This window comes from Streptomyces sp. NPDC000151, assembly GCF_040301705.1.
GTDB lineage: Bacteria > Actinomycetota > Actinomycetes > Streptomycetales > Streptomycetaceae > Streptomyces.
Genome location: NZ_JBEPFC010000017.1, coordinates 1 through 22,893, shown reverse-complemented (window position 1 = coordinate 22,893; position 22,893 = coordinate 1). Strand labels below are relative to the sequence as shown.

Here is a 22,893-nt window from a genome sequence, read left to right as displayed (position 1 = left end):
CGATCTGGCCGCGATCGGCAATGTCTGAACCGGGTACGGCCCCATTCAGCGTGTGCGCTGGATACGTTCGAGGTGGATGCCGGTGAAGACAGCGACCTTGGCGCGCAGGGCCCAGGGGTCGCAGGGCTTGCCGATGTAGTCGACGGCCCCGGCCGCATACCCGCGGGCTGAGTGCTCCGGGTCGGCGCCCATGGCCGTGAGAAAGATGATCGGGATGTCGCGGGTGCGGGGCCGGCGTTTGATGTGCGCGGCGGTCTCGTACCCGTCCATCCCGGGCATCTGCACGTCCAGGAGAATTACGGCGAAGTCGTCGTGGTCCAGGAGGGCCTTGAGGGCTTCTCGTCCGGAGGAAACCGTGACGATCTCCTGATCGAGAGTCTCCAACACGGCCGTCATCGCGAACCGGTTGTCGGCCTGATCGTCCACGAGCAGCACCCTCGGCATACGCAGTTGCCGCGCCCCGGCCAGAGGCGGAGCATCGTCCAGGGACGCTGCGTCATTCATGCCCTCTTCTGCTTCTCCCTCTTCCGCCGAATTCCCCTCCAGGCTCCGCAGCTGCCGTTCCAGCAAAGCGCAGCGCTCTTCTGCCCGGACCCGGCGCAGCTCCGCCTCGTGTGCTTCGCCGACGAGCCGTTTGATCTCCTCCTGGAGTTGGTCGCGGTCCCGGATCAGTTCGGCGATGTCCGGGGCAGCTTGGGCCAACGCTTCGGCCCGGGCCCGCTCCGCGACCCATTCGGCTTCGAGCTGATGCAGCCGCATCTCCAGATCCGCGATGCGGTGTCGGCGGTCCAGCAGGGCTTCCCCGAGCACGTCGCGGTGCTCTTTCGACACGCGTGAGTCCCGGTCCGCCTGCGCCAGCTGGTTCTGCAGCAGCTCGACGCCATGCCGTGGCGAGGGGTTCGCCCGGACAGCATGACGGTACAGCGTACGCAACAGGTCGATCGCCTCCGGCTTCGGTGGCACGCCTCGATGTGCCCCAAGGTCGGTCAGAAGGTCTGTGACCACTTCCCACGGAGGGACCCGCGTGCCGTTCAGGTAGCGGGACAGGGCGCCGGGGTCGCGCCTGCGACGGGCCGCGTAGCGCCGTACCGATATTTCCAGTCCGCCGAAGATCCCGCGCAGGGCGTCGGCGAGCGCGTAGGACTCGCCGGTCAGGTCCGGGTCGAGAGGCTTCAGTTCGCCCATGTACGCTCCCCTCCCGCTTCCGCCTCGGGGCTCCGGTGACGCTGCCGGTCGCTGGTGTGGGAGGCATCGGCCCGCTCGGGCGCCACGATCCGGTTGAAGAACCCCGTTGCCACTCCGAAGCTGCCGCCGCCGCAGAGAACGCACGACGCAAGACCGCCGCCCGACAAAGCGGTCAGCACCCCGGCAGCGAGGCCGGTCAGGACTGCGAGCAGCAGCACAAGCGCAGCCCTCGCTGAAAGTAGGGGGTGGTCCATGATGCCTCCCACGGCATGAACGGATGGCCTGGCCACACAGCTTGACGGACCCGTCACGTGTTGCGCCGCGTCGTCTTTGAACCCTGCAACACCCTCAGCATCAGGCTCAGCAGCAGCTTCATTGCGGCGAGCGGTTGCTGTCTCCCCGGACGTGGCAACGGACCCGGCAACACCTCAGCGCCCCCATGATGCCGGTGGGCAAACGCACCCGTGATCGTTGCAGCGGGTGACTCGACCATTCCGCATCGCCGCTGACACGGCCGAGCTCGCCAACGCCGAGGGCGCAGCCCGGCTCGTGCCGCGCGCCCGCATGGCGGGACGGTGCCGAAAAGTCCGCAGCGAAGCCCGAGGCTGGCGGCACGTCCGCTCACGCAAACGGCCTCGGACGAGGAGTCCGAGGCCGAGTAGAGCGCCCACCTTGCGGGGAAGCCATAGATCAGCGCGTTCTTTTCTTTGAGACCTCTGTCGCTTTCGAACCGACGACCTTCGCCTTACAAGTTTTCTCCGGTCAAGTTTTCTCCGGTCAAGGGTGTGACGTACACAAACGCCGGCCATAGCGCACCTGACCCGGGAAAGCACCTCTCCCGGGTTCTCATGCGTTCGCAGCGCTTTCCGGCCTTATGTGTGCCGGACCCGTGCCGGGCCTGGCCTGTTGCGTGTGACTCTGGGGATCGCAGGATGATCGACAGGATGATCGGCAGGTTGATCGCCATCTGGTCCGATGTGTTCTGTTGTGATCCGCCATGTGGCACATGCGGGCACTTTGTCGTTAACGGTCACGGAGCGTGGCGCGGTGGTGCAGGCTGCCGTTCGCGGCACACGCAGCGGGGCGTGGAGCCGGGCCGGGGAGGGCGATCGTCGTGGCGGCGAAGTGGCAGCGCGAAGAGCCGCACGAAGAGCGGAGGGTGGGGAATCTGACCCGGCCGCGGACGGGGACGGTCGATCGCCGGGCGGAGGTGGCGGAGATCCGACGGCTGTTCGAGGGGTCGTCGCGCGAAGGGCCGACGCGGCTGGTGACGCTGACCGGGGTCGGCGGGGTGGGCAAGACCCGGGTGGCGCTGAATGCCGCCGCCGCCCTCCAGCCCGGCTTCCGTGACGGCGCCTGGCTGGTGGAACTCTCACCACTCCGCCAGGGCGAACTGCTGGCGCACACCATCGCCGAAGCCCTGCCGCTGGCCGATCAGACCACTCGGCCGATGATCGACGTGCTGACGGAGTACCTGGCCGACCGGGAACTGCTGCTGGTGCTGGACACCTGCGAGCACCTGACCGACGCCTGCGCGCTCGCCGCCGAGGCCCTGCTGCGGGCCGCGCCCGGCCTGCGGATCCTGGCCACCAGCCGCCGCACCCTGAACGTGACGGGCGAACGGGTCCTCACCGTCGAGCCGCTGCCCGTGCCCGAGGCCGACGACGCGTCGGCGGGCAGGGCGGACGCGGTGCTCCTGCTCACCATGCGCGCCACGGAGGCGGTGCCCGGTTTCACCGTCACCGACGCCGACCGCGCGGAGCTGGTCCGGCTGGCCCGACGGCTGGACGGACTGCCCCTGGCGATCGAACTGGCCGCGGCCCGCCTGCGTGATCTGCCAGTACGGGAACTGACCGCCCGGCTGGACGACCGTTTCGCCGTCCTCGGCGACACCGACGACGCCGCGCGCGACGCCGAACCTCCCTGGCACCAGGCCCTGCGCACCGCCATCGGCTGGAGCCACGAACTGTGCACTCCCGCCGAACGGCTCCTGTGGGCACGGCTGTCGGCCTTCGCCGGCAGCTTCGACGCCGACACCGCCCGGCAGGTCTGCGCCGACGACCACCTCCCGGCCCAGCAGATCCCCGCCGTACTGGGCACGCTGACGGAGAAGTCGATCCTGATCTGGCAGCCCACCGGGGGCGGCGAGCGCTACCGCATGCTGGACACCATCCGCGAGTACGGCGCCCACTGGCTGCGCGGCCTCGGCGAGGACGACACGCTGCGCCGCCGCCACCGCGACCACTATCTGCGGCTGGCCCGCCGGGGCGACGCCGCCTGGATCGGACCCGACCAGTTCGCCTGGTTCGACCGGATGACCGCCGAGCACGACAACATCCGCGCCGCCCTGGAGTACAGCCTGACCGAAGCCGAGGGCCACACCGAGGGCCACACCCCGGGCCACACCGCGCTGGAGCTGACCGGATCACTGTGGTTCTTCTGGCACGGCTGCGGGTTCCTCAAGGAAGGCCGGCACTACCTGGACCGGGCCCTGGCCGCCGACCCCGCCCCCTCCAGGGCGCGCGCGAAGGCGCTGCACGCCTGCGGCCAGCTACTGTGCTTCCTGGGCGATCTGCCCGCCCTTGAGGAACGGGCCGCCGAATCCGCCGCCCTGGCCGCACACTTCGGCGACTCGGAGCGGATGTACGCGACGGCCACCGAGCTGCGGGTGGCGTCGCTGCGCGGCGACCTGACGCAGGGGGTGTCCCTGGCCGAGGCGCAGCTCGCCACGGACTGGCGCGAGAAACCACTCACCTACCTCCCCCTGGCGGCCTTGACTCTCGGCACCCACGCGCTCGTCACCGCGGGCCGCTTCGAGGAGGCCGTCGCCTGGCTGGACGAGCTGAGCGCCGCCTGCGACCGCAACGGCGAGCGCTGCATGCGCGCCTGGGGCGACCTGGTCCGTTCCTGGGCCGAGCTGGCCCGTGGCCGGTTCCCGGCCGCGCGGGAGCACGCCCGGGCCGCGCTGCTGGTCAAGCACCGGCTGCGCGACGGCGTGGGCAGCAGCCTGGCCCTCGAATCGCTGGCCCGGGCCGCCGTCGCCATGGTGCAGAGCCGGGACGCCGCCTGGTTGCTCGGCCTGGCCTCGCAGCTGTGGGACACGCTCGGCCGGCCGCAGGCGGGCGTCGCCACAATGATGGCCGCCCGCCAAACCTGCGAAAAGCAGACCCGCGCCGCCCTCGGCGACCACGCCTACCAGCGTGCCTTCGACGCCGGCTACGCCACCGACCTGGACACCGGCATCGCCCACGCCCTCAGCCCCGACTCCGCACCACCCCCTCCCTGACCCAACAGCCACCACCGGCCGTCCGCAACGCGCCGAGGTGCCGGTCGAGAGGACCCGTCGTCGCGAAGCACGCACGGCCCCGCCAACCGTGAACAGGGGAATGTTGCTGCCGCACGCCATCACCGAGACCCTGCAGCCGTCCGGATGGATCACCTGCTCAGTGATCGACGTGCTGACCGAGGTCCGCCCGATGAACGCCCAGGCACTGTCATCGGCATCCGGCCAGCGTGCAGCGGCGCGCGGCGCCGCCAACCCGCGGCTGCCCTCATCAGCGACTCCGACCGGGCGATCAGCTTCTCGTGTCGGCGCCGGGACAGCTCGTCGTCCAAGGTCACCGTCGGCAGCCCCCCGCCTTCCGCGCGCACCGCATGTGTGCCATACGTGTGCCGCGAGCGCAGGGGCCCTCCCGTCCTCTGGACGGGAGGGCCCCTGACCTGGCGTTTCGCAGAGCCCCCTGTCGGATTCGAACCGACGACCTTCGCTTTACAAGTTCGACCCGAGCCAACACCGGCTGCTGTCATCGACTGGCACGACGACCGGGCAGAGGCACTGGTGACCAGGCTCGTCCGGCACTGTTGATGTCAGCCGGTGATGTCAGCCGGTGATGTCAGCCTTCCATCAGATTCGAGTGGAGGCAGAGCCCCAGCCTGACCACCAGCCCTGGGCGTCAACCCACGGGCCAGAGTGGCTAACCTGCGGGTTCATTTGGGACGGCTGCGACTCGTCCCTCAGTGCCGATCGTCGCTCAGCGCCCCGGCCATCGTCACACAGCCCAGAGAAGCCTACGAGACACGCGCAGGAAGAGGCACCAGCCCTGACGGATGTGCGAGTCGGCAACTACCCCTGTTAGGTAGGATGTTGTTGACCTTTCACGGATGCTCAGGGGGACTCCATGATCGAGATAGTTGCCGCCTTGATCGGCGGAGTGGCCCTACTCGGCGGCGCCGTGATCACAGCGAGGTGGACACGCTCACGATCCGCCGGTAGTCCTGCCCCCACCTCTCCGCCTCCCGCCAGCAACACGCAGTCGGACGATGGCGTCACCAGCACCCCTCACCCCCCTCGCAGCGCCCGGTCGGGCGGCTTCACCGTCAACGGACAGTTCATTGAAACTAACAATGGCACCGTGTCCCAGAATAACTACCGCGACGGCAAGCGGTGAGGCTCCCTACCACTAACGGTGCAGGGTGGCTTGGGATCGCTTATTACGTAATCGGCACTATCTTGGCCATCCTGGCGACCTTGCTCGGCATCGAACTGATCAGTAAATACTTTCCCTATGCGTGGCCAGCTCTCGAGTGGTTCATAGGGCGCCTAGTCCAGCTTTCTTCTGACGAGTACGTCGGGGCTTTTGTCCGAGATCGAGTGCTCGTGTTTGCCGTCATCGGCATGGCTTTCGTCTTGTGGGTCACACACAAGTGGCCCACCTTGGTCAGGACGATCGGCCAAGCGCTCAATCCATTTGCGCGGATCGGCGTGGCCACCGTCTCGGCTATCGCCGCGGTCTTGATCGCGATAATTCTGGCCGGTCCACTTGGCCAGTCCAAGAGCGGAGGAGAATGCGCCTCTTCTTTTCGCCTAAGTCTGGAACACGCGCCCTCACTAGTGAGCAACACGAAATGCGGTGGAGGGGATAATGGCCGGGACGGCGATTGACCAGTACATTCAAACCAACAACGGCAGCGTATTTCAGACCATTATTAACAACGAGGGGATTGACGAGGAGACCAAACGAAACGTGCGACGCCTGGCGGTCTCCTCGCCCCAGATGTTGGCCAAAGTGGATGCGATGCTGAAGGAATCGGGCGACGTGAAGGCGGCCGCTGCACTGGTCCGGGATGCGAGTGACATCCTGACTGGCAAGACAGCCTCGCCAACCCAGTTCACCGACGAGGGTGACGATCCCATGTTTCCCGGCAAAGGTGAACGTGAGCTTCGTAAGGCAGTTGCCAGTCCCTTCCTTGTGCTCGCTGTGATTGTTGCCCTGATTCTCTGGCTGTGACCCTTGCTGCAGCTGGCGAGGGTTCGATAGCCACCCGCCCTTACCCACCACTCACCCCGGCTCCCATCCAGCGCACGCCACACTCGGAACTCGCCTACGGTGCCCCCATACATCACGGCAGCAGGAGGGCCCCACGGGGCGCACGTCTTTGACCGCGGCCGTGTTCGTTCGGGCTCCTGCTCTCCGGCCGTCGCTCGCTGCGGTCCCGGGGGCCAGCCCGCGCCGTGCGCGGGCACTCGACCCCATAGAGGCCGACGGACCGCGAAGAGGCCGGCCATGTCGCCTGGGTGCTGCTGGCAGACACCTGGTCTCATCGCCCAGGGGCAGTTGATGGGGTCAGGACGCTTGCTGCCCTGTTTCACACCCCTGGCTAGTGCCTCTGCCGCCACCCCGTGAACAGGCCGTTTTGATGGTGATGACGCGCTGAGTCAGGCAGTCGCTTTGCCCGACCCGGCTAATACTGGAAGCCCGGCACCCACGAGCACAGCAATCTAAGTTCGATCTTGCGCATCACGGACCAGCGCCTTAGCCCCTTGCCAAGGTAGGCAGTTCTGTCAGTCCAATTGATTTCGCTGCTACATCAGGCGACACTAGAGCAGTGCCGGGATGTTGCTCACAGGCAGCCTGGCCAAGTCTCAGTAGGGTGGGGGCATGGGGATGGAGCCGCGAGTTTTTGGATCTTGGCGCCTTCACGGCGGCCGTTACGAGCAGCACGGTTTGCCCGTTGAGGTACTAGCCGAGTTCTCACGCTATGAGCGATTGGTGGTAGACGTCGCTCGGGGCATCTACAAGCAGCGTCACGCATCCCGGCAGCGCGTACCAAGAGGGTTCGCCTCATCTTTTTCTCTACGCCTTTCCGACATCCGTGTCGGCAGCGTAATCCCCGTGCTCGAAAGGACACAACCCGACGCCACGTCATTGTTTGATGACGTCGGTGCAGGGATTTTCGAAGAAGCGCGTATGGTGATTCAAAACGCTCTGCGCTCAATCGAGGCAGGTAAAGGAATTCCCCGCTCCTTCCCTCCGAACGCACTGAGGGAATTTTCGCGCTTCGGTCGAAGCCTCCAAGACAACGAGTTTATCGAGTTCGACGAGGGCACCCCTACGTCTGCGACTTATTCACAGTCTCTCCGCCGCCTGATCCATGAACAGGCCCGCTTGGACCGATTTGAGATCGAAACCAAGCTCTCCGGTCAGGTCACTAGCGTAAACGCAGAGAAGAGCACTTTCGACTTCCGCCTCACGCGAAGCGGCAGGGTAATCTCAGGGCGCTTTTCATCAGATGACCTCATTGGGGATCTTCGACAGTATCTTGATCGATCCACGATGGCGCCAACTGTAACCATTAGCGCGGTAGCCATTCAGTCGATAGATGAAGAGGCAATCGAGATCCAAGACGTCCTGGCGATCGAACCAGGCTTGCCGCCAGAGTGGTCCGAGCGTCTTTATGAGTTGCTCCAACTCGAAGAAGGGTGGCTCGACGGCGTGGGCGCGCCGGTGAGCCGCACGGTGCTACGCGAAGCCGAATCGCTACTTCTAGAATTCCTGGATGAAGGCGTCCGGCGGCCTTACATTTACCCAACCGAAGCCGGCGGTGTGCAGTTCGAGTGGCCTTTCTCGACAGGCGAGGTCATGGTGACTGTCACTCCAGAGGAGAAAGTGGAAGCTTTCTCATTCTCCAAGGAGGACGACAGGGAAACCGAACGCACCTTCCACTGGAGGCAACTGGAAGAAGTCAGAGAGTTCGCGCTCGGGGGGATTCGAGAGTATGCAGACTGAAAATGAGAACCTGAAGCCTGGCGAAACTGAGATATTGGATCACGCTGAGCGTCTTTGGCGCCAGGTACACCCGGTCTGGATACAAGAAGGGCGAGTCACTAGCCAGGTTTTTAGCCCAACACCCAAAGATACTGGGCAACTTTCCGTGACGAGATCCTCGCGTCTGAGCGCAGAAGAATCTTTCGCCCATCACACGACATCCATGGGGCTCGATTCTGTCGGAGTCTACTCGGTGGACGTGGCAGAGGTCGAAGAGGTCGGACTACGCGCTGTGGACGACTCTGAGGGGGCCGACGGAGCAAACCGCCCTCCAGGTCACGCTTTCGTCGACTTCAGGTCGGTACCCAACAGCAACCAGCGGAAGAAGCGCGCAGTGAAACTGCGCGACAAGGCAGAAAAGCGAGGCTGGCAATATCAGCCTCCTGCGCAATAGGCCCTTCCCGAATGCGCGGCGGATACCAATCTGAATAGACCAATCCGATTTCAGGGCTCCGCGCAGTGTTCCCATCTGTCGTTTACCGTACGGTGGATTGCTAGAGTGCGCCCGTCGTCACGGAAGGCCACGCCACCGACAGATGCCGAGCAAGAGGGCTACTCACTGGCATCAGGGGGCGCCCACGAGTCGGCTCGTGAAGCCGTCATTCCGGAGGCGACGGAACGACTCGACGACGTCGGCCGGCACCACTTGCTCGATCATGAAGCCTTGCTTCGGGTAGATCATGAGCCGTTGCAGGGCCCCCACGAGCATGTCGATGACGAGGTGTTCGTCTCCGATGGAGTCGACGTACTCCTCGTAGGTCATGGGTGATGAGGCGCAGATTACGTCCACCTCGGGCCAGAGCTGCCGGGCGGTGGCGTAGGCGCGGCGTTCCTCGTATGGCTTGGTGACGAGGAGGATCGAGTCGACCGCCACGCCGGCTTCGTCCAGGGCCGCGCGGGAGAAGCGGATGTTCTCGCCGGTGTTCGTGGCCTTCGGCTCCACGATGATGGCTGACTCAGGGACGCCCAGCTCGACGGCGTGCTCCTTGTAGTGCACCGCTTCGCCGCGGGGCATCCGCTCGCGCGTCGTGGGGCTGTTGGAACCGGTGAAGACGATCAGGGGCGCCAGGCCGGCCAGGTACAGGTTCGCCGTCGCGGTCGCTACACCGAGGTCGTGGCTGCCCAGGCCGATGGCGACCGAGCACGGCCGCGGCTCGTGGTGCATCTGGTGGTAATCCCAGATGCGGCGCGCGTCTGCCCGGGCCTGCTCGGAGATCACTGTGCGGCCTTTCCGTCGCGGGTGGAGTCGGGGACCTGGAAGTCGTACTTCCAGGCGAAGCGCGAGGCGGCGTGGACGCCGATCGCGTACTCGACCACGGTTCCATCTGCCGTGTACGTGGTCCTGTGCAGCTCCACGACGGGTTCGCCGGCGGGCAGCTGCAGGAGCTTCACCTCGTCCGGGGTGGGGATGCGGGCGAACAGCTCCTCGGTCATGTGGTCGATCTCGTAACCGGCGTCGTACAGCACCCGGAAGCCACCGCCGCGCCCGGCGGGGCCCGGAGTCGGGTCGACGATCCGCGTGCCTTCAACGTGCTCGGGGCGGTAGTAGCTGGTCAGGGTGTGCGTCGGCTGCTCGCCTTCCTTCACCAGGCGAGCCCGTGCGTATACCTCCGCGCCCGGCTCCAGGCCATGGGCAGCAGCGACGGCCGGCGGGGCCTCGATACGGCTGACGCTTTGCGTCTGCTCTCCACGCCGGTACGAGCGTCCGGTGGCCACACGGTCAGCGATGAAGGCCACCTCATCGGCGTCGCGCCACTTGGCCTTGTCGTACCGGGCGGTGCCGAGTCGCTTGAGCGGAGTCTGCTGGCGCACAACGGTGCCGTGGCCTCGTGACGAGGTGACCAGCCCTTCTGCCTCCAGCGCGCGGTAGGCCGCATGGACGGTGGACTTCGAGCCCTCCCCTGCCTCAACGAGGTCCCGGATGTGCGGCAGCTGCTGGCCCGGCGCGTACTCGCCGTTCCTGATGCGCTCGGCCAGCTTGTCCGCCAGCTCTCGCCATTTGGGCGCCATGGAGCCCTCCTCTCGACATGCCCAGTCAAACACAGTCCCAGGACTGTTGACAGTCCTGGGACTGTGCGGCATGGTCTTGCTCACGGCCTCGCAGTCCTGGGACTGCAAGGCGGAAGTGGCCCTATTTGGGCTGCTTCAGCACGCCCGGAGAGCTCTGCGGGGCTCGAAGGAAGCGCACGTTCTTTGACAACTGGATGGGGATTACGCCGCCTCTCCTCGGCCAAGTAGGCGGCCACGCGGTCTTCCGCGTGAGGTACAGCGCAACCCGACCTGTTCCGCAGCGCTTCGCGTGCTGCGGCCGGTTGCCTCCTCCGTCCGTCCGGCCGCCGTGGCCGTACGGGCGGGGTTGAGGGGAGCCGGAACCCTTCGACTCCACACGAGCGCGGCCCCGGTGCTGGCACACCGGGGCCGCTTCTTTGGGCCGTTCCACAACGAGAGGAGCCCGACCCCATGAAGCGCATCGGCACTGTTCACAGCCCTGTTACCGACCGCGAGCCGACGGCCGCGGAGCTAGACGCGATCGAGCACGAGATGCCCGTCATCCAGGCGGAGGTCGAGCTGCTGGACGCGTACATCGTCACTCTCTACCGGCCGGCATCCGAGCTGGACACCCGCCGCCTCCTCCGCACCCGCCGCAAGGTCCTCGCCGCCCGCCGCGCACTGGAGGAGCGCCGCGGCCGGGCCGGTTCGCCGGAGGCCGCCTGATGCCCACCCCCACCGTCACCGCACAGATCAGAGCGCTCAACCGGCTGCAGGCCGGCCTGACGAGCGTCCTGGTGGTGGTCGCGGTGATCGCGCTGGTTTTCACCGCCACCAACGTGACCACCTTCGCCACCGATCACCACGTCTCGCCGTGGATCGCCTGGCTGCTGGACCCCATGGTCGCCGTCGCCCTGGGCGCGGTACTCATCTTCGACGGGCGACTGTCGGAGTACGGCGTCCACCCCTCCGGCTGGGCCACCGGGCTCCGCTGGTTCGCAGGACTTGGCACCTGGGTCATGAACTGCTGGGGTTCGCTGTGGCCAGAGGGGACGCCGTTCGGTGTCCCCCGCGCGGTGGATCCGGCGGGGCTGGTTCTCCACTCCATCCCCCCGGCCCTGCTGATCATCCTGGCCGAGGCGATCACCCACTACCGGCGCGCGATCCTGGCGAAAATCGCCGAACTCCGCGCTCAGGTGGACACCGTCACGGCCGCGGGGGACGCGGTGGTGGAGAAGGTGGACGGCCCGGCCGGTCACCCGGCATCCACCGCGCCGTCCACCGTCCGTCCGACCCCGGTGGCCGCCGAGCCTGCCGTGGCACCGGTGCGGCGGCCGTCGCTGGTCATCTGCGGTGACCGGCAGGTGTATCCCCTCACCGTCCCTGCGGCGTCCACCTCGGAGCCGCAGGAGGCGCCGGAGCCGGAAAAGCTGTCCTCCTTTGAGGCGCTGAACGTCATCCGGACGTGCTGGGTGATGGGCGAGACCATCGCCGAGGCAGCCCGGAAGTCCACCCGGTCCACCTCATACGTCCACAAGGTCTACCAGCGCCTGACCAAGGAGAAGGAAGCCGCCGAAACGCAGCCGGCCCCCGCCCGGCTGGCGCTGGAGGCCGCCCGATGACGCCTCTCGTCCTGGCCTGGTGGGCGGTTACCGCCCTGGCTCTGGCCGGCCTGGCCGCCGTATCGCCCCGGCGGATTCTCCCCGCCCTGTGCGCCACCGCCGTACTGCTGCCCGTCGCCGTGGGCCTCGCCCTGGCCTGCGCCGCCCTGTGAGGAGGGCCGATGACCACACCACCGCCGATGCCCTCCGAACCGCCGACCGTCCACCTACCGCAGCAGGTGGACACCGGAGCTGACGACTGGTGGGACCGCCTGTACGCCGACGAGGACCAGGTCCCCGCCGAAGACCCGGCCCCGCTCCGGGTTGCCGTTCCGGCCGACCGGCTCCCGGACTGGTGGGCGGACAAGCCCGTCCACCTCGGCCCGGAGGAGGACACCGAGCCTGAGCCGGAGGACACCGACCCCGACGAGGTGGACGAAGAGCCGGAGGAACTGGAGGAGACCCACGGCCAGGAGCACGACGCCGACGGCTCCGACGGCATCGCGGCTCCGGTCCCGGCCCCGAAAGCTCCGGCCGCCGACTCGTTCTGGCGAGGTTGGGCGCCGGCGGGTGCGGTGGGCATGCAGCTGCTCCACCCCAGCCGCGGCCGCCGCCTGATCTACAACGCCTCGGCCGCCGCCCTGGGCTGGGGCTTGCACCTGGACGACCCGGTGCAGCAGCTGGTCGCGTACGTGGGCCGCGAGTTCTCCGACACCGCCGTTCTCATCCTCAGCGCCGCCCTGGTCGTCGCGGTCGGCGTGCTGATTGACCACAAGACCCGCCACTGGTGGCCACCACTCGCCTGGATCTGTCGCATCCCGCTCGCCACCACCCTTCTCGCCCTCGCCCTCGCCTACTTCTAAAGAGTCCCGTGTACACCGCTGTTCTCGCCGCCGACGGCATCCAGGCCGGGCAGATCTTCGGCAGCCTCGGCGCCTCCGGCGCCGCCCTCGCCGTCACCGTCTTCCTCATCCTGGGCATCAAGGGCAAGCACAAGATCAAGCTGGATGCCGATCAGGCCGCCATCGTCGGCCTGATCGCCGGCACCCTCTACGCCACCGCCGCATCCGTATGGAGCACACCCGGCAGCATCACCAAGGGCATCGCGGCCGCCGTCCAGTCAGGCATCGGCGGCAACGTCGGCCTCGGCGCCATCGCCCTGGTCATCTGCCTGATCATCTACGGCGCCAAGCTCAAGCCCCGTACGGCAGCCCTGTTCGGCATCGCCGCCGCCTCCGTCTTCGGGGCCGCCGGCGGCCTGTGGAGCATCCTCAGCACCGTCCTCGCCTCCGGCCTCAACCAGGTCCTGGGAGTGGCCTGATGACCGACGAGACCACGGGGGAGCGGCCCACCGAGGAGGCCGCTCCCGGCCGGACCCGCATCGACGTGCGGCCCTACCTGCCCAACCGTGAGGCCGCCGGTGCGCTGTTCACCGGCTCCTCCGCCCTGATCGCCCGCGGCTGGGCCTGGGTCACGGCGGAGGACTGGAAGGAGGCGCTGGCCCGCCTCGGCTATGTCGCCGGAGGTGGCTACGTCCTCGCCTACCTCGCTCACAACCATCCGTCGGTCGTGATGCCGGTCGGCCTGGTCGGCTGGGGCGTCGCCGCCTGGATGCACACCCCCTCCCCTACCCCAGCCACCAAGAGGCCAGCGGCCGCCGAGGACGCGGACCAGGAGCATGACGAGGATCTGGACGACCAAGCCTTCTCCCCTGCCCCGGACCTGGAGTTGGTGGCCGCGCTCGTACGGAAGCTGGCCGGGACCGAGCACCAGGGCGCCCACCTGGACGACCTGATCGCCACGGGCGAGCTGGGCGACTGGGAGAAGGCCGATCTCAAGGCCGCGCTCACCGCCTGGGAAGTGCCGGTCGAGGAGGGCCTGAAGCTCCGCTTCAACGGCCAGCAGCGCAACCGGCAGGGGGTGCGGCTGCGGGACCTCCCGGCCGGGCTCGGGGAGGCCCCCGCCGAGGCCGGGGAGGGGGCCCCACCGACGCCCGCTCAGAACCCCGCCCCGGTCGCCGCCGAGCACCCGCCCGCGGCCGCCGCGTGAGGGGTCGCCGGGGGCCGCGCCGACCGCTCCCCTCCCCTATCGCTCCGGCCCTCTCCTGGGGTCCCGGTAGGGAGGTAGGAACCGCAGGTCAGAGTGCCTGCCTACCACCTTCCTACCGGCCGCCTACCTACCGCGCCTACCACCCACGAAACGGACATTTGATGACACGCCACCGCTACCGCTGCGATCGCTGCAAGAGGACCTGGCCGCCCGTTACGACCCGAGAGGAAGCCGACCAACAGCGGGCCCGCCACCGCGCAGTCGTCCACGGCGGAGCCGTCCCGGACGGGGACGACATCTGGCTCCTGGAGGACCGGCCCGTCGACGGCGCCGGCCTCTCCCGCCCGGCCCGCCGGATGCTCATCGGCCTCGGCATCGGCGGCACCGCGATGGCCGCCTGGAACTGGATCGACGGCCACTGACAGCTGCCCGTCCGCCCCGCGGCCACCGCCGGGCGGGCGGGGAGCCGGACAGCAGTCCGCGCTCCAGGCATGAATGCCGGGCCGGTCGTCATCCGCCAAGACACCGACCGACCCGGCTCCTATCCCGCTAGAGACAGGAGCCCCATCGTGGCATTACGTCGCGACATGCCGATCAGCGACCCCGGCCGGGACGGCGAACGGCCGCAGGACGTACGGGAGTACAGCCAGACCAGCGGCGGTTGGACGCGCGACCCCAGCCCCCGTCCCGTCCCCGGCACGCCGAAGGGCGGTGACCGGCGATGACGGACGCAGAGCGCGCCGAGCTGGAGCGCAAGGTCGCCGAGGCCAACCGGCAGTCCACCGGCCCCAACGGCGGAAAGAACGGCTGAGGGGTCGACGTGGACAGGAACAACCCGGCTGACCGCATCTGCCGCATCCAGCGCTTCGGCAGCACCCCCATCACACCTCAGCAACCGCCGCCATCACGCTCCTACGAAGCCTGCTGCGGGCCTCCACCTCCCACGGCATCACCCTCGCCGACTGGGACAAGGTCACCGACCTGCCCGCAGCCTGCCTCGGCGTGGTCATCACAACCCACCACTGACCCACATGAAGAACAAGGCCCCGCCGAACCAGGCAGGGCCTCCACATCACGCACGACAAGGGCGGCCCGCGTCTCGCCAAAGCCTCGGGCCGCCCTGCCCTCCCATCCCAGTCACGACACAGGAGGTGTCCAGCATGACCTGTTCCCTGTTCTGGCCCAAGGCACTGCGCGACGCGCTGACTGTCGCGGGCCGTGGCCTTCCCGTCTTCCCACTCGCCTCCAACAAGCTGCCGGCTCTCCGCAGCCCGCATCAGCGCGGCGAAGCGTGCCTCGGCGAGTGCGGGCGTCCCGGCCACGGCGTCCATGACGCCACCACCGACCGGGACCGCATCCGTGCGCTCTTCCACGCGGCCGGACGCGCGACGGGTTACGGCATTGCCTGCAACCGGGCGCCGGTTAACCTGATCGGCCTGGACCTCGACCGCAAGAACGGCGTGGACGGTGTGGCCGCCCTGCGCGGTCTCGCCCACGAGCACGGCTTCGCCATCGGCAGCACTGTCACCGTGAGCACTCCGAGCGGCGGCCTGCATCTGTGGCTGTTGGCCCCGGCCGGGACGGTCGTGCCGAACTCGGCCAGCCGCATCGGCCCCGGCATCGATGTCCGCGGCCAGGGCGGCTACCTGGCCGGCCCTGGCTCCTGGACCCCGCGCGGCGAGTACCGCCTGTGCCCCGGCACCGGCGCCACCGTCGCGCCCGTGCCCCCGGCACTGCTCCGGCTGATGCTTCCCGCTCCCTCCGCGACACAGCCTCGGCAGCAGACCTCTCCGGTCGGCCATGGAGACGATGACGCGCTGGTGCGCTTCGTTCGCGACGCACCGCGAGGCCAGCTGAACAACCGCCTGTTCTGGGCCGCCTGCCGCGCCTATGAGCAGGCCGCCGACCCCGACACCACCGCCGAGCAGCTGCTCGCCGCTGCCATCGAGGCCGGCCACCCGGAGCGCGGCGCGGCTCGCACCATCGCCAGCGCCCGCACGCGCATCGCAGGGAGGGCAACCCGTTGAGCGAGAAGGAAGGCAAGGGCCCCTCCCAGGCCAGCCAGCTCGTCACCATCGCCCGCGACCGGTACGAGCTGGTGACCTCCGAGGACGGCCGCCCTTACGGCGTGAAGAAGAAGGGGCCGAACCTGGCGATGCCGCTGCGCGGAAAGGCCGGCCTGCGCTCGCAGCTCGCCCGCATCTACACCGACCTCAACGACGGCGCGGTGGCCTCTCAGTCGGCCCTGGCCGACGCCATGACGGTGCTGGAAGGCATCGCCGGCGCCACCGACCCCGTACCCGTGCTGCTGCGCGTGGCCGGGGACGCGGACCAGGTCGTCGTCGACCTCGGCACCGCCGACGGCCGCTGCGTCGTCGCGGACCGCTCGGGCTGGTCGGTCCTGGAGCGGTCCCCGGTGCTCTTCCGCCGCTCCGGTGCGATGGCGCCGATGCCCGAGCCTCAGCCCGACGGCGACGGCCTGGCCGCGCTCCGCTCGCTGGTGAACATGGACGACGACGCCTTCCACCAGCTCGTCGCCTGGCTGGTGGCCGCATGGATCCCGCACATCCCGCACCCGGTCCTCACCTTCAAGGGCGAGCAGGGCACGGGGAAGTCCAAGGCCGCGCAGACGATCGTGAACCTGGTGGATCCCTCACCCGCGGCCAAGCGCTCGCAGCCGCGGGACGTGAAGTCCTGGGCGACGCAGGCGTTCAACTCCTGGGCGCTGTGCCTGGACAACATCAGCACCATCCCGCCGTGGCTCTCGGACACCCTGTGCAAGGCCGTCACCGGCGACGGCATCGTCGACCGTGCCCTGTACACCGACGACGACGTCGTGGTCCTCACCTTCCGGCGCGTATTGGCGATGACCACCATCGACGCTGGCGCCCTGGCCGGAGACCTCGCCGAGCGGCTGCTGATGCTGGATCTACAGCTCATCGACGAGAACAAGCGCCGCACGGAGGAAGAACTGGACAGCGCCTTCCGCGACGCCCGGCCCTCGATCCTGGCCTCCCTATTCGACCTGCTCTCGGCGGTGCTCAAGGAGCTGCCGAACGTGCAGTTGGAGCGGATGCCGCGGATGGCGGACTTCGCCCGCGTCCTGGCGGCCGTCGACCGCATCAAGGGCTGGCGCACACTCGCCTCGTACACCGCCTCGTCCGCCAACGTCGCTGCCGACGCTCTGGAGGGCGACCCGTTCGGTAGCGCCGTGGTCTCCCTGGTGGAAGCCAACGGCGGCTGGGAGGGCACGGCCGGGATGCTCCTGGAGCACCTGCCGCACCCCGAGGTGCCGCACCCGAAGTGGCCCAAGGACGCCACCCGCGCTGGCGGCCAGCTCAAGCGCCTCGCCCCGATCCTGCGCTCGGTCGGCATCACCTTCGACGACACCGCACGCACCCCCGACCGCCACCGGCAGCGCCTGTACAAGCTCACCGCACCCGCGAACACCAGAGATGAGCGGATTTCAGCGTCCGCAGCGTCCACAGTGTCCGCAGCGGTCTCTGACCTGGGTGGACTCGCGGACACTGCCGGCCTTCGCAGTGTCCGCGAAGTGTCCGGTCAGCGTCCGCAAAGCGCACTTGCGGACGCTGCGGACAGCGGACCGGACGCTGGGTCCACATCAGCGTCCGCAGCCACCCGTGCGTCTGAGCTGCAGGAACACCAGTCGCCGGACGCTACGGACACTGCGGACGCTGGAAAACACGCAATCTCTGGACGACAGCCCCTCTGCGCCGTCTGCCACGAACCGATGGACCGCGGCCTGGCCGCCCTCGGGGACACCACGCACACCTGTTGCGCTCGCTAGCCGCCGCATCGCGGCAGCAGCCGCCTGCCCTCTGAGGAGGAAATTCGTGCACTTCTCCCTGCCCACCTCGCACAAAGCACTCACCGTTCCCGAGGTCATGAAGGCACTAGGTCTGGGCCGGAGCACGGTCTACGACCTCATCCGCTCCCGTCGGCTCGAAAGCTTCACCGTCGGCCGGTCCCGCCGTATCCCCGCCGACGCACTCCACCGCTTCATCCAGCACCAGGTAAAGGAAGCCGCTTGATGGCCCAGCAGCGAAAGCGCAATCCCAACGGTGCCGGCACCATCACCAAGCGGAAGGACGGCCGCTACCAAGCCGCTGTCTACGTCCTCCAGCCCGATGGCACCCGCGCCCGGAAGTTCGCCTACGGCAAGACGTGGGCCGAGTGCGACGAGAAGCGCCGCGACCTGCTCGACAAGGTCAGCAACGGCATTGCCGTACCGACCCGTTCGGCCAAGCTCGCCGAGTGGCTGCCGTACTGGCTGGAGAACGTCATCAAGCCGAACCGAAAGCGAAGCACGTACAGCAAGTACGCGATGCACGTGCGGCTCTACCTCGTGCCGCTGGTCGGTAAGAAGCGGCTGGAGAGTCTTGGTCCACGTGACGTCCGGGTGTTCCTCGCCGAGGTCTCCCGGAAGTCGTCGGCCGCCACGGCCAAGGAAGCCCACCGCGTGCTGCGTACAGCTCTCACGGCGGCCGTCCGGGAGGAGCTGGTGACGCGGAACGTCGCTTCGCTCGTGGAGGCGCCGAAGGTCGTCAGCCGGGAGACGACGCCGTGGTCTCTGGACGAGACGCTGAGGTTCCTGGAGGAGGCACGGAGTGACCCGCTGTACGCGGCCTTTGTGCTCGCCATCGCGATGGGACTGCGGCGCGGTGAGGTGCTGGGGCTGCGCTGGTCGGATGTGGACCTGGACGGGCGCGTCATCCGCATCAGCAACCAGGTGCAGCGCATCGGCGGCGAGCTGTACCAGGACACCACGAAGACGGGGAAGCGCCGGCCGGTACCTCTCCCGCTGATCTGCCTGGCCGCTCTCCGCTGGCATCGGCTCCGCCAGGCCGCCGAGGCGGAGAAGCGGGGCACGGCGCTGGTGCAGGACGACGCGCTCGTCTTCACGACCCGCTACGGCCGTCCCATCGAGCCGCGGAACCTCAACCGGTCCTTCTCCCGGCTCACCGCGTCCGCCGGCCTCCGCTCCATCCGGCTGCACGATGCGCGGCACGGGTGCGCGACTCTCCTCACCGCCGCCGGAGTCGCGCCCCGCGTCCTGATGGAGATCCTCGGCCACAGCCAGATCAGCATGACCATGGACGTCTACACGCACGTTGCGCAGGACACCCAGCGAGAAGCGATCAGTCACATGGATCGGCTACTGAAGAGGCGAGTCGAGCGCGAGCGGTGATCGTTCCGCCGGTCGGCTGATGTCGATCGTGGATGTCAAAACGCCCCGGCCGGACCCTCGAAGGGGCCTGCCCGGGGCGTTTACGCAGTTCAGCGCGCCGAAGCGCTCCGAGCCCCCTGTCGGATTCGAACCGACGACCTTCGCTTTACAAGAGCGGTGCTCTGGCCAGCTGAGCTAAGGAGGCGTGCCTGGTGAAGTGTACCCAGGGCTGCAGGTTACCTGGGTGGAGAATTTTTGTGATGTCCGGGCTACTGACACCGGGTGTCGGTGCCGGTACCGTCCCTGGCAGTTCGTGCGCAGTGGACTACACCACATCGCGCACCGGGCTGCCCCATTCATTCCTTTACTCGGATCGTCCGGCACGTTCCTGCCGGTGAAGGGACACATCACCATGGCTACGGTCACGTACGACCAGGCAACCCGCGTCTACCCGGGTTCCGACAAGCCCGCCGTCGATCAGCTCGACATCCAGATCGAGGACGGGGAATTCCTCGTCCTGGTCGGGCCGTCCGGGTGCGGCAAGTCCACCTCCCTGCGGATGCTCGCGGGCCTGGAGGACGTCAACGGCGGCGCGATCCGCATCGGCGACCGCGACGTCACGCACCTTCCGCCCAAGGACCGGGACATCGCCATGGTGTTCCAGAACTACGCGCTCTACCCGCACATGACCGTCGCCGACAACATGGGCTTCGCGCTCAAGATCGCGGGCGTGAACAAGGCGGAGATTCGGCAGAAGGTCGAGGACGCGGCGAAGATCCTGGACCTGACCGAGTACCTGGGCCGCAAGCCGAAGGCCCTGTCCGGTGGTCAGCGGCAGCGTGTGGCCATGGGGCGCGCGATCGTGCGTGAGCCGCAGGTGTTCCTCATGGACGAGCCGCTGTCCAACCTGGACGCGAAGCTGCGCGTCCAGACCCGTACGCAGATCGCGGGCCTGCAGCGCCGTCTCGGGATCACAACCGTGTACGTCACGCACGACCAGGTCGAGGCCATGACCATGGGCGACCGGGTGGCCGTACTCAAGGACGGGCTGCTGCAGCAGGTCGACTCGCCGCGGAACATGTACGACCGGCCGGCGAATCTCTTCGTGGCCGGGTTCATCGGGTCGCCCGCGATGAACCTGGTGGAGGTTCCCATCACCGATGGCGGGGTGAAGTTCGGGAACAGTGTCGTACCGGTGAGCCGGGAGGCGCTGACCGCCGCGGCGGACAACGGCGACCGTACGGTCACGGTCGGCGTGCGACCCGAGCACTTCGAGATCGTGGAGCAGAACGGCAGCGCGGCGAAGACGCTGGCCAAGGAGGCCGCGGACGCGCCGGCGGGCCTCGCCGTGACGGTCAACGTCGTCGAGGAGCTGGGCGCGGACGGGTACGTGTACGGCACGGCCGAGGTCGGCGGCGAGGTCAAGGACCTGGTCGTCCGCGTGAACGGGCGGCAGGTGCCGGAGAAGGGCGCCCAGCTGCATGTCGTGCCGCGGCCCGGCGAGACGCACGTCTTCTCGACGTCGACGGGCGAGCGGCTCAGCGACTGAGCAACTGAGTGACTGCGCGACTGCGCGACTGCGCGACTGCGCGACTGCGCGACTGCGCGACTGCGCGAACGGGAGCTGTCGCATACCCCGCGCCTCAGGCGCGTCACGCGCGTGAGCATGTTGTAGGTGCCCGGAACGGGTGAGTTTGGCGGCGGGCGGGGTGGTCTTCCTTGGGGAGGGCCGCCTCGGCCGCCGTTTTCGCAGTCCGGCCCACTGGTTACGGGGGACGCGATTCGCTTGCGGTACGGGCGGTTTGAGGCGGCGGGCGGGTTGGGGAGGTACGTGAGCTTCCCCGTTGTCGACAAATACCCCGGCAGTTCCGCCATTTCGAGCAGTGTGCGTCAACATCATTTAACGCACGACAGGCGAATTCATCCCTCGACCGGGTGACTAAATGTCGCCAAATCATCACTGCTCGCTACCATCACGGACGTGAACTCCGCAGCCCGGCGTATCGGCCGAACTCTCGCTCTCGTCCTGCCCGTCGTCCTCGTACTCTCCGGGACGCTCGCCGTCACCCGCGTGCCGTGGGCCTCGCCGACCTCCGAGTCGCAGATGCTCACCGCGTCCTCCGGCACGGCCACTGGCCACCAGCAGCCCCGCAACAGAGCCCCGCAGGACCTTCTGCGTGACCAGCTCCTGGCCGAGCTCCAGGAGAAGAACCCGGGGACCGCCCTGACCCACCTCCAGGAAGCCACCACCAAGCGTCCGTCGCTGGCCAAGCACTGCGCGTCCATCGCCCGCGCCCTGGGCCGCGCCGCGGTCGAGAAGTACGGCGCCGCGCACCGCGCGCAGGCGTACTCGCGGCCGGTCTGCGACACGTCATTCGCGAGCGGGGTCGCCGCTGCGCAGTGACAGCAGCAGAAGCAGCAACGGCAGTAGAAGTTGCAGCAGTAGCAGGTGATGTACGTACGCGGCGCGCGGCGTTCCCTCTCGGAGCGCCCCGGAAACCGGCCGTCGGCCCCCTGGTCGCGGTGGCCACCGTCGGCCACCGCGATCACGGCATAGGGTGCGGATCATGACAGGTGTCCCGTATCCGCATCCCACGCAGGCCGTGGTCCTGGCAGGCGGCCAGGGCTCGCGGCTCCGCCCGTACACCGATGACCGGCCCAAGCCGATGGTCGAGATCCCGGGCACCGGAACCCCGATCATCGGCCACCAGCTGGTCTGGCTGGCCGCCGAGGGCGTCACCGACGCGGTCGTCTCCTGCGGCCACCTCGCCGAGGTCCTCCAGGACTGGCTCGACCAGGCCGAACTGCCCTTGCGGGTCACCACCGTCGTGGAGACCGAACCGCTGGGCCGCGGCGGCGGACTGAAGTACGCCGCCGCCTCACTCCCCCGCCCCGACCAGCCCTGGTACGCCACCAACGGCGACATCTGGACGCGCTTCTCCCTGCGCGAGATGGCGGACTTCCACCACGAACGGGGCGCGGAGGCCACGCTGGCGCTGGCCCGGCCGCGGATCCCCTGGGGCGCCGTCGAGACGGATCCCTTCGGGCACGTACTGGACTTCATCGAGGCGCCGCCGTCGCCGTACCTGATCAACGCGGGCGTGTACGTCTTCTCGGCGGCCTTCAGAGGGCTGCTGCCGGACCGTGGCGACCACGAACGGATGACGTTCCCGCGGCTCGCGCGCGAGCGCCGGCTGGCCGGTTTCCCGCTGCCGCACGGCGCCTACTGGCGCGCGATCGACACGGCGAAGGATCTCACCGAGGCGGCGAGCGAGCTCGCCAGGTACGGACACGGGCACGGGCACTGACACGGGTAGGGGCGCGGGTAGGGCCGGGGCCGCTGAACAGCCGCGGGCCGGCTCCAGTACCAGCACCATGTGCCAGCACCGCACCGCCACAAACACCGGCACCGCCGACCGCCACCGGTGCCGATACCGCCACCGCCACCAAATGCCAGTACCCATAACGGTCCAGTCGCCGCACTCATACGACATCCCCTTCACGGACCCAATCCGGGACCGTGAAGGGGATGTCGTATGTGCCGAGGACCTGCGGACAGGCCTACCGCCAGCCCGGCCGTCAGTCCGGCCCTCAGTCCGGCTCTCAGCCCGGCTCTCAGCCCAGCAGGCCGCCCAGCGTGCCGCCGCCGGAGGAGCCTCCTGAGGAGCCGCCCGAGGAGGAGCCGCCCGAGGAGCCGCCGCCCGTCGTGCCGCCGCCCGTGCCGGCCGTGGAGGTCGGGGCCTGGGTGGCGGGCGGGGGGTCGGCCGGGGCCGAC

General features: G+C 68.4%; 23 protein-coding genes and 2 tRNA genes. 19 read left to right on the top strand and 6 right to left on the bottom strand.

Annotated features, from left to right (window positions below; translation table 11 throughout):
* Window positions 1-45 precede the first annotated feature (45 nt).
* Both ABT381_RS08200 and ABT381_RS08195 read right to left on the bottom strand, forming a co-directional pair.
* Complete coding sequence (locus ABT381_RS08200) at window positions 46-1,185, bottom strand: response regulator (protein ID WP_351589555.1); 1,140 nt, start codon at window positions 1,183-1,185, stop codon at window positions 46-48.
* Complete coding sequence (locus ABT381_RS08195; protein WP_351589552.1) at window positions 1,173-1,403, bottom strand: hypothetical protein; 231 nt, start codon at window positions 1,401-1,403, stop codon at window positions 1,173-1,175. The genes ABT381_RS08200 and ABT381_RS08195 overlap by 13 nt, the downstream gene beginning before the upstream one ends.
* 896 nt (window positions 1,404-2,299) lie before the next feature.
* On the opposite strand from ABT381_RS08195, the gene ABT381_RS08190 reads away from it, so the two are divergent.
* Window positions 2,300-4,471 (top strand): ATP-binding protein, encoded by a 2,172-nt coding sequence (locus ABT381_RS08190; protein WP_351589549.1) that lies wholly within the window; start codon window positions 2,300-2,302, stop codon window positions 4,469-4,471.
* A gap of 451 nt (window positions 4,472-4,922) precedes the next feature.
* Here the strand turns inward: ABT381_RS08190 and ABT381_RS08185 are convergent.
* A tRNA-Tyr gene (locus ABT381_RS08185) sits at window positions 4,923-4,983 on the bottom strand.
* 730 nt (window positions 4,984-5,713) lie between these two features.
* Here ABT381_RS08185 and ABT381_RS08180 point away from each other — a divergent pair.
* The 3 genes from ABT381_RS08180 (at window position 5,714) to ABT381_RS08170 (ending at window position 8,252) form a co-directional block, all read left to right on the top strand.
* The gene (locus ABT381_RS08180) at window positions 5,714-6,127 is read left to right on the top strand and encodes a hypothetical protein (RefSeq protein WP_351589546.1); all 414 of its coding nucleotides are present in this window, start codon (window positions 5,714-5,716) and stop codon (window positions 6,125-6,127) included.
* The gene (locus ABT381_RS08175; RefSeq protein WP_351589543.1) at window positions 6,108-6,473 is read left to right on the top strand and encodes a hypothetical protein; all 366 of its coding nucleotides are present in this window, start codon (window positions 6,108-6,110) and stop codon (window positions 6,471-6,473) included. Before ABT381_RS08180 ends, ABT381_RS08175 begins: the two co-directional genes overlap by 20 nt.
* 651 nt (window positions 6,474-7,124) lie before the next feature.
* Entirely contained in the window at window positions 7,125-8,252 is a 1,128-nt protein-coding gene (locus ABT381_RS08170; protein WP_351589540.1) for a hypothetical protein, read from the top strand.
* A 604-nt stretch (window positions 8,253-8,856) separates the two neighbouring features.
* On the opposite strand, the gene ABT381_RS08165 is transcribed toward ABT381_RS08170, so the two are convergent.
* A complete protein-coding gene (locus ABT381_RS08165) occupies window positions 8,857-9,510 on the bottom strand; it encodes a YdcF family protein (protein ID WP_351589537.1) in 654 nt (217 codons plus the stop codon).
* Complete coding sequence (locus tag ABT381_RS08160; protein ID WP_351589534.1) at window positions 9,507-10,301, bottom strand: GntR family transcriptional regulator; 795 nt, start codon at window positions 10,299-10,301, stop codon at window positions 9,507-9,509. The genes ABT381_RS08165 and ABT381_RS08160 overlap by 4 nt, the downstream gene beginning before the upstream one ends.
* A gap of 450 nt (window positions 10,302-10,751) precedes the next feature.
* Here ABT381_RS08160 and ABT381_RS08155 point away from each other — a divergent pair, with 450 nt between their 5' ends.
* The 12 genes from ABT381_RS08155 (at window position 10,752) to ABT381_RS08100 (ending at window position 19,139) form a co-directional block, all read left to right on the top strand.
* Window positions 10,752-11,006, top strand: coding sequence for a DUF6284 family protein (locus ABT381_RS08155; RefSeq protein WP_351589532.1), 255 nt, complete (start codon window positions 10,752-10,754; stop codon window positions 11,004-11,006).
* The gene (locus ABT381_RS08150) at window positions 11,006-11,902 is read left to right on the top strand and encodes a hypothetical protein (RefSeq protein ID WP_351589530.1); all 897 of its coding nucleotides are present in this window, start codon (window positions 11,006-11,008) and stop codon (window positions 11,900-11,902) included. Before ABT381_RS08155 ends, ABT381_RS08150 begins: the two co-directional genes overlap by 1 nt.
* Window positions 11,899-12,054, top strand: a complete 156-nt coding sequence (locus ABT381_RS08145) for a hypothetical protein (RefSeq protein ID WP_351589527.1) — start codon at window positions 11,899-11,901, stop codon at window positions 12,052-12,054. Before ABT381_RS08150 ends, ABT381_RS08145 begins: the two co-directional genes overlap by 4 nt.
* A gap of 9 nt (window positions 12,055-12,063) precedes the next feature.
* Window positions 12,064-12,744, top strand: coding sequence for a hypothetical protein (locus ABT381_RS08140; RefSeq protein WP_351589525.1), 681 nt, complete (start codon window positions 12,064-12,066; stop codon window positions 12,742-12,744).
* An 8-nt stretch (window positions 12,745-12,752) separates the two neighbouring features.
* Complete coding sequence (locus ABT381_RS08135; protein WP_351589523.1) at window positions 12,753-13,202, top strand: hypothetical protein; 450 nt, start codon at window positions 12,753-12,755, stop codon at window positions 13,200-13,202.
* Entirely contained in the window at window positions 13,202-13,930 is a 729-nt protein-coding gene (locus ABT381_RS08130) for a hypothetical protein (protein WP_351589520.1), read from the top strand. Before ABT381_RS08135 ends, ABT381_RS08130 begins: the two co-directional genes overlap by 1 nt.
* 161 nt (window positions 13,931-14,091) lie before the next feature.
* Window positions 14,092-14,352, top strand: a complete 261-nt coding sequence (locus ABT381_RS08125; protein ID WP_351589517.1) for a hypothetical protein — start codon at window positions 14,092-14,094, stop codon at window positions 14,350-14,352.
* 147 nt (window positions 14,353-14,499) lie between these two features.
* Window positions 14,500-14,655 (top strand): hypothetical protein, encoded by a 156-nt coding sequence (locus tag ABT381_RS08120; RefSeq protein ID WP_351589514.1) that lies wholly within the window; start codon window positions 14,500-14,502, stop codon window positions 14,653-14,655.
* A 435-nt stretch (window positions 14,656-15,090) separates the two neighbouring features.
* Window positions 15,091-15,957: a bifunctional DNA primase/polymerase gene (locus ABT381_RS08115; protein ID WP_351589511.1), complete on the top strand. Its 867-nt coding sequence runs from the start codon at window positions 15,091-15,093 to the stop codon at window positions 15,955-15,957.
* Entirely contained in the window at window positions 15,954-17,738 is a 1,785-nt protein-coding gene (locus tag ABT381_RS08110; protein ID WP_351589508.1) for an AICE element replication initiation protein, read from the top strand. Before ABT381_RS08115 ends, ABT381_RS08110 begins: the two co-directional genes overlap by 4 nt.
* Window positions 17,739-17,784: 46 nt before the next feature.
* Window positions 17,785-17,982: a helix-turn-helix domain-containing protein gene (locus ABT381_RS08105; RefSeq protein WP_351589505.1), complete on the top strand. Its 198-nt coding sequence runs from the start codon at window positions 17,785-17,787 to the stop codon at window positions 17,980-17,982.
* The gene (locus ABT381_RS08100) at window positions 17,982-19,139 is read left to right on the top strand and encodes a tyrosine-type recombinase/integrase (RefSeq protein ID WP_351589502.1); all 1,158 of its coding nucleotides are present in this window, start codon (window positions 17,982-17,984) and stop codon (window positions 19,137-19,139) included. The genes ABT381_RS08105 and ABT381_RS08100 overlap by 1 nt, the downstream gene beginning before the upstream one ends.
* 110 nt (window positions 19,140-19,249) lie before the next feature.
* Here the strand turns inward: ABT381_RS08100 and ABT381_RS08095 are convergent.
* Window positions 19,250-19,323, bottom strand: a tRNA-Thr gene (locus ABT381_RS08095).
* 207 nt (window positions 19,324-19,530) lie between these two features.
* Here ABT381_RS08095 and ABT381_RS08090 point away from each other — a divergent pair.
* From ABT381_RS08090 to ABT381_RS08080, 3 genes are all read left to right on the top strand, one after another.
* Window positions 19,531-20,667: an ABC transporter ATP-binding protein gene (locus ABT381_RS08090; RefSeq protein ID WP_351589499.1), complete on the top strand. Its 1,137-nt coding sequence runs from the start codon at window positions 19,531-19,533 to the stop codon at window positions 20,665-20,667.
* A 432-nt stretch (window positions 20,668-21,099) separates the two neighbouring features.
* Window positions 21,100-21,522: a hypothetical protein gene (locus ABT381_RS08085; RefSeq protein ID WP_351589496.1), complete on the top strand. Its 423-nt coding sequence runs from the start codon at window positions 21,100-21,102 to the stop codon at window positions 21,520-21,522.
* Between the two features lie 163 nt (window positions 21,523-21,685).
* The gene (locus ABT381_RS08080; RefSeq protein ID WP_351589493.1) at window positions 21,686-22,426 is read left to right on the top strand and encodes a nucleotidyltransferase family protein; all 741 of its coding nucleotides are present in this window, start codon (window positions 21,686-21,688) and stop codon (window positions 22,424-22,426) included.
* Window positions 22,427-22,893 lie beyond the last annotated feature (467 nt).

Bases quoted from the DNA above. Each gene is read 5' to 3' on its own strand.
- ABT381_RS08200 (WP_351589555.1), bottom strand. From the start codon at position 1,185: ATGGGCGAACTGAAGCCTCTCGACCCGGACCTGACCGGCGAGTCCTAC.
- ABT381_RS08175 (WP_351589543.1), top strand. From the start codon at position 6,108: ATGGCCGGGACGGCGATTGACCAGTACATTCAAACCAACAACGGCAGC.
- ABT381_RS08170 (WP_351589540.1), top strand. From the start codon at position 7,125: ATGGGGATGGAGCCGCGAGTTTTTGGATCTTGGCGCCTTCACGGCGGC.
- ABT381_RS08160 (WP_351589534.1), bottom strand. From the start codon at position 10,301: ATGGCGCCCAAATGGCGAGAGCTGGCGGACAAGCTGGCCGAGCGCATC.
- ABT381_RS08155 (WP_351589532.1), top strand. From the start codon at position 10,752: ATGAAGCGCATCGGCACTGTTCACAGCCCTGTTACCGACCGCGAGCCG.
- ABT381_RS08150 (WP_351589530.1), top strand. From the start codon at position 11,006: ATGCCCACCCCCACCGTCACCGCACAGATCAGAGCGCTCAACCGGCTG.
- ABT381_RS08145 (WP_351589527.1), top strand. From the start codon at position 11,899: ATGACGCCTCTCGTCCTGGCCTGGTGGGCGGTTACCGCCCTGGCTCTG.
- ABT381_RS08140 (WP_351589525.1), top strand. From the start codon at position 12,064: ATGACCACACCACCGCCGATGCCCTCCGAACCGCCGACCGTCCACCTA.
- ABT381_RS08130 (WP_351589520.1), top strand. From the start codon at position 13,202: ATGACCGACGAGACCACGGGGGAGCGGCCCACCGAGGAGGCCGCTCCC.
- ABT381_RS08125 (WP_351589517.1), top strand. From the start codon at position 14,092: ATGACACGCCACCGCTACCGCTGCGATCGCTGCAAGAGGACCTGGCCG.
- ABT381_RS08115 (WP_351589511.1), top strand. From the start codon at position 15,091: ATGACCTGTTCCCTGTTCTGGCCCAAGGCACTGCGCGACGCGCTGACT.
- ABT381_RS08100 (WP_351589502.1), top strand. From the start codon at position 17,982: ATGGCCCAGCAGCGAAAGCGCAATCCCAACGGTGCCGGCACCATCACC.
- ABT381_RS08090 (WP_351589499.1), top strand. From the start codon at position 19,531: ATGGCTACGGTCACGTACGACCAGGCAACCCGCGTCTACCCGGGTTCC.
- ABT381_RS08080 (WP_351589493.1), top strand. From the start codon at position 21,686: ATGACAGGTGTCCCGTATCCGCATCCCACGCAGGCCGTGGTCCTGGCA.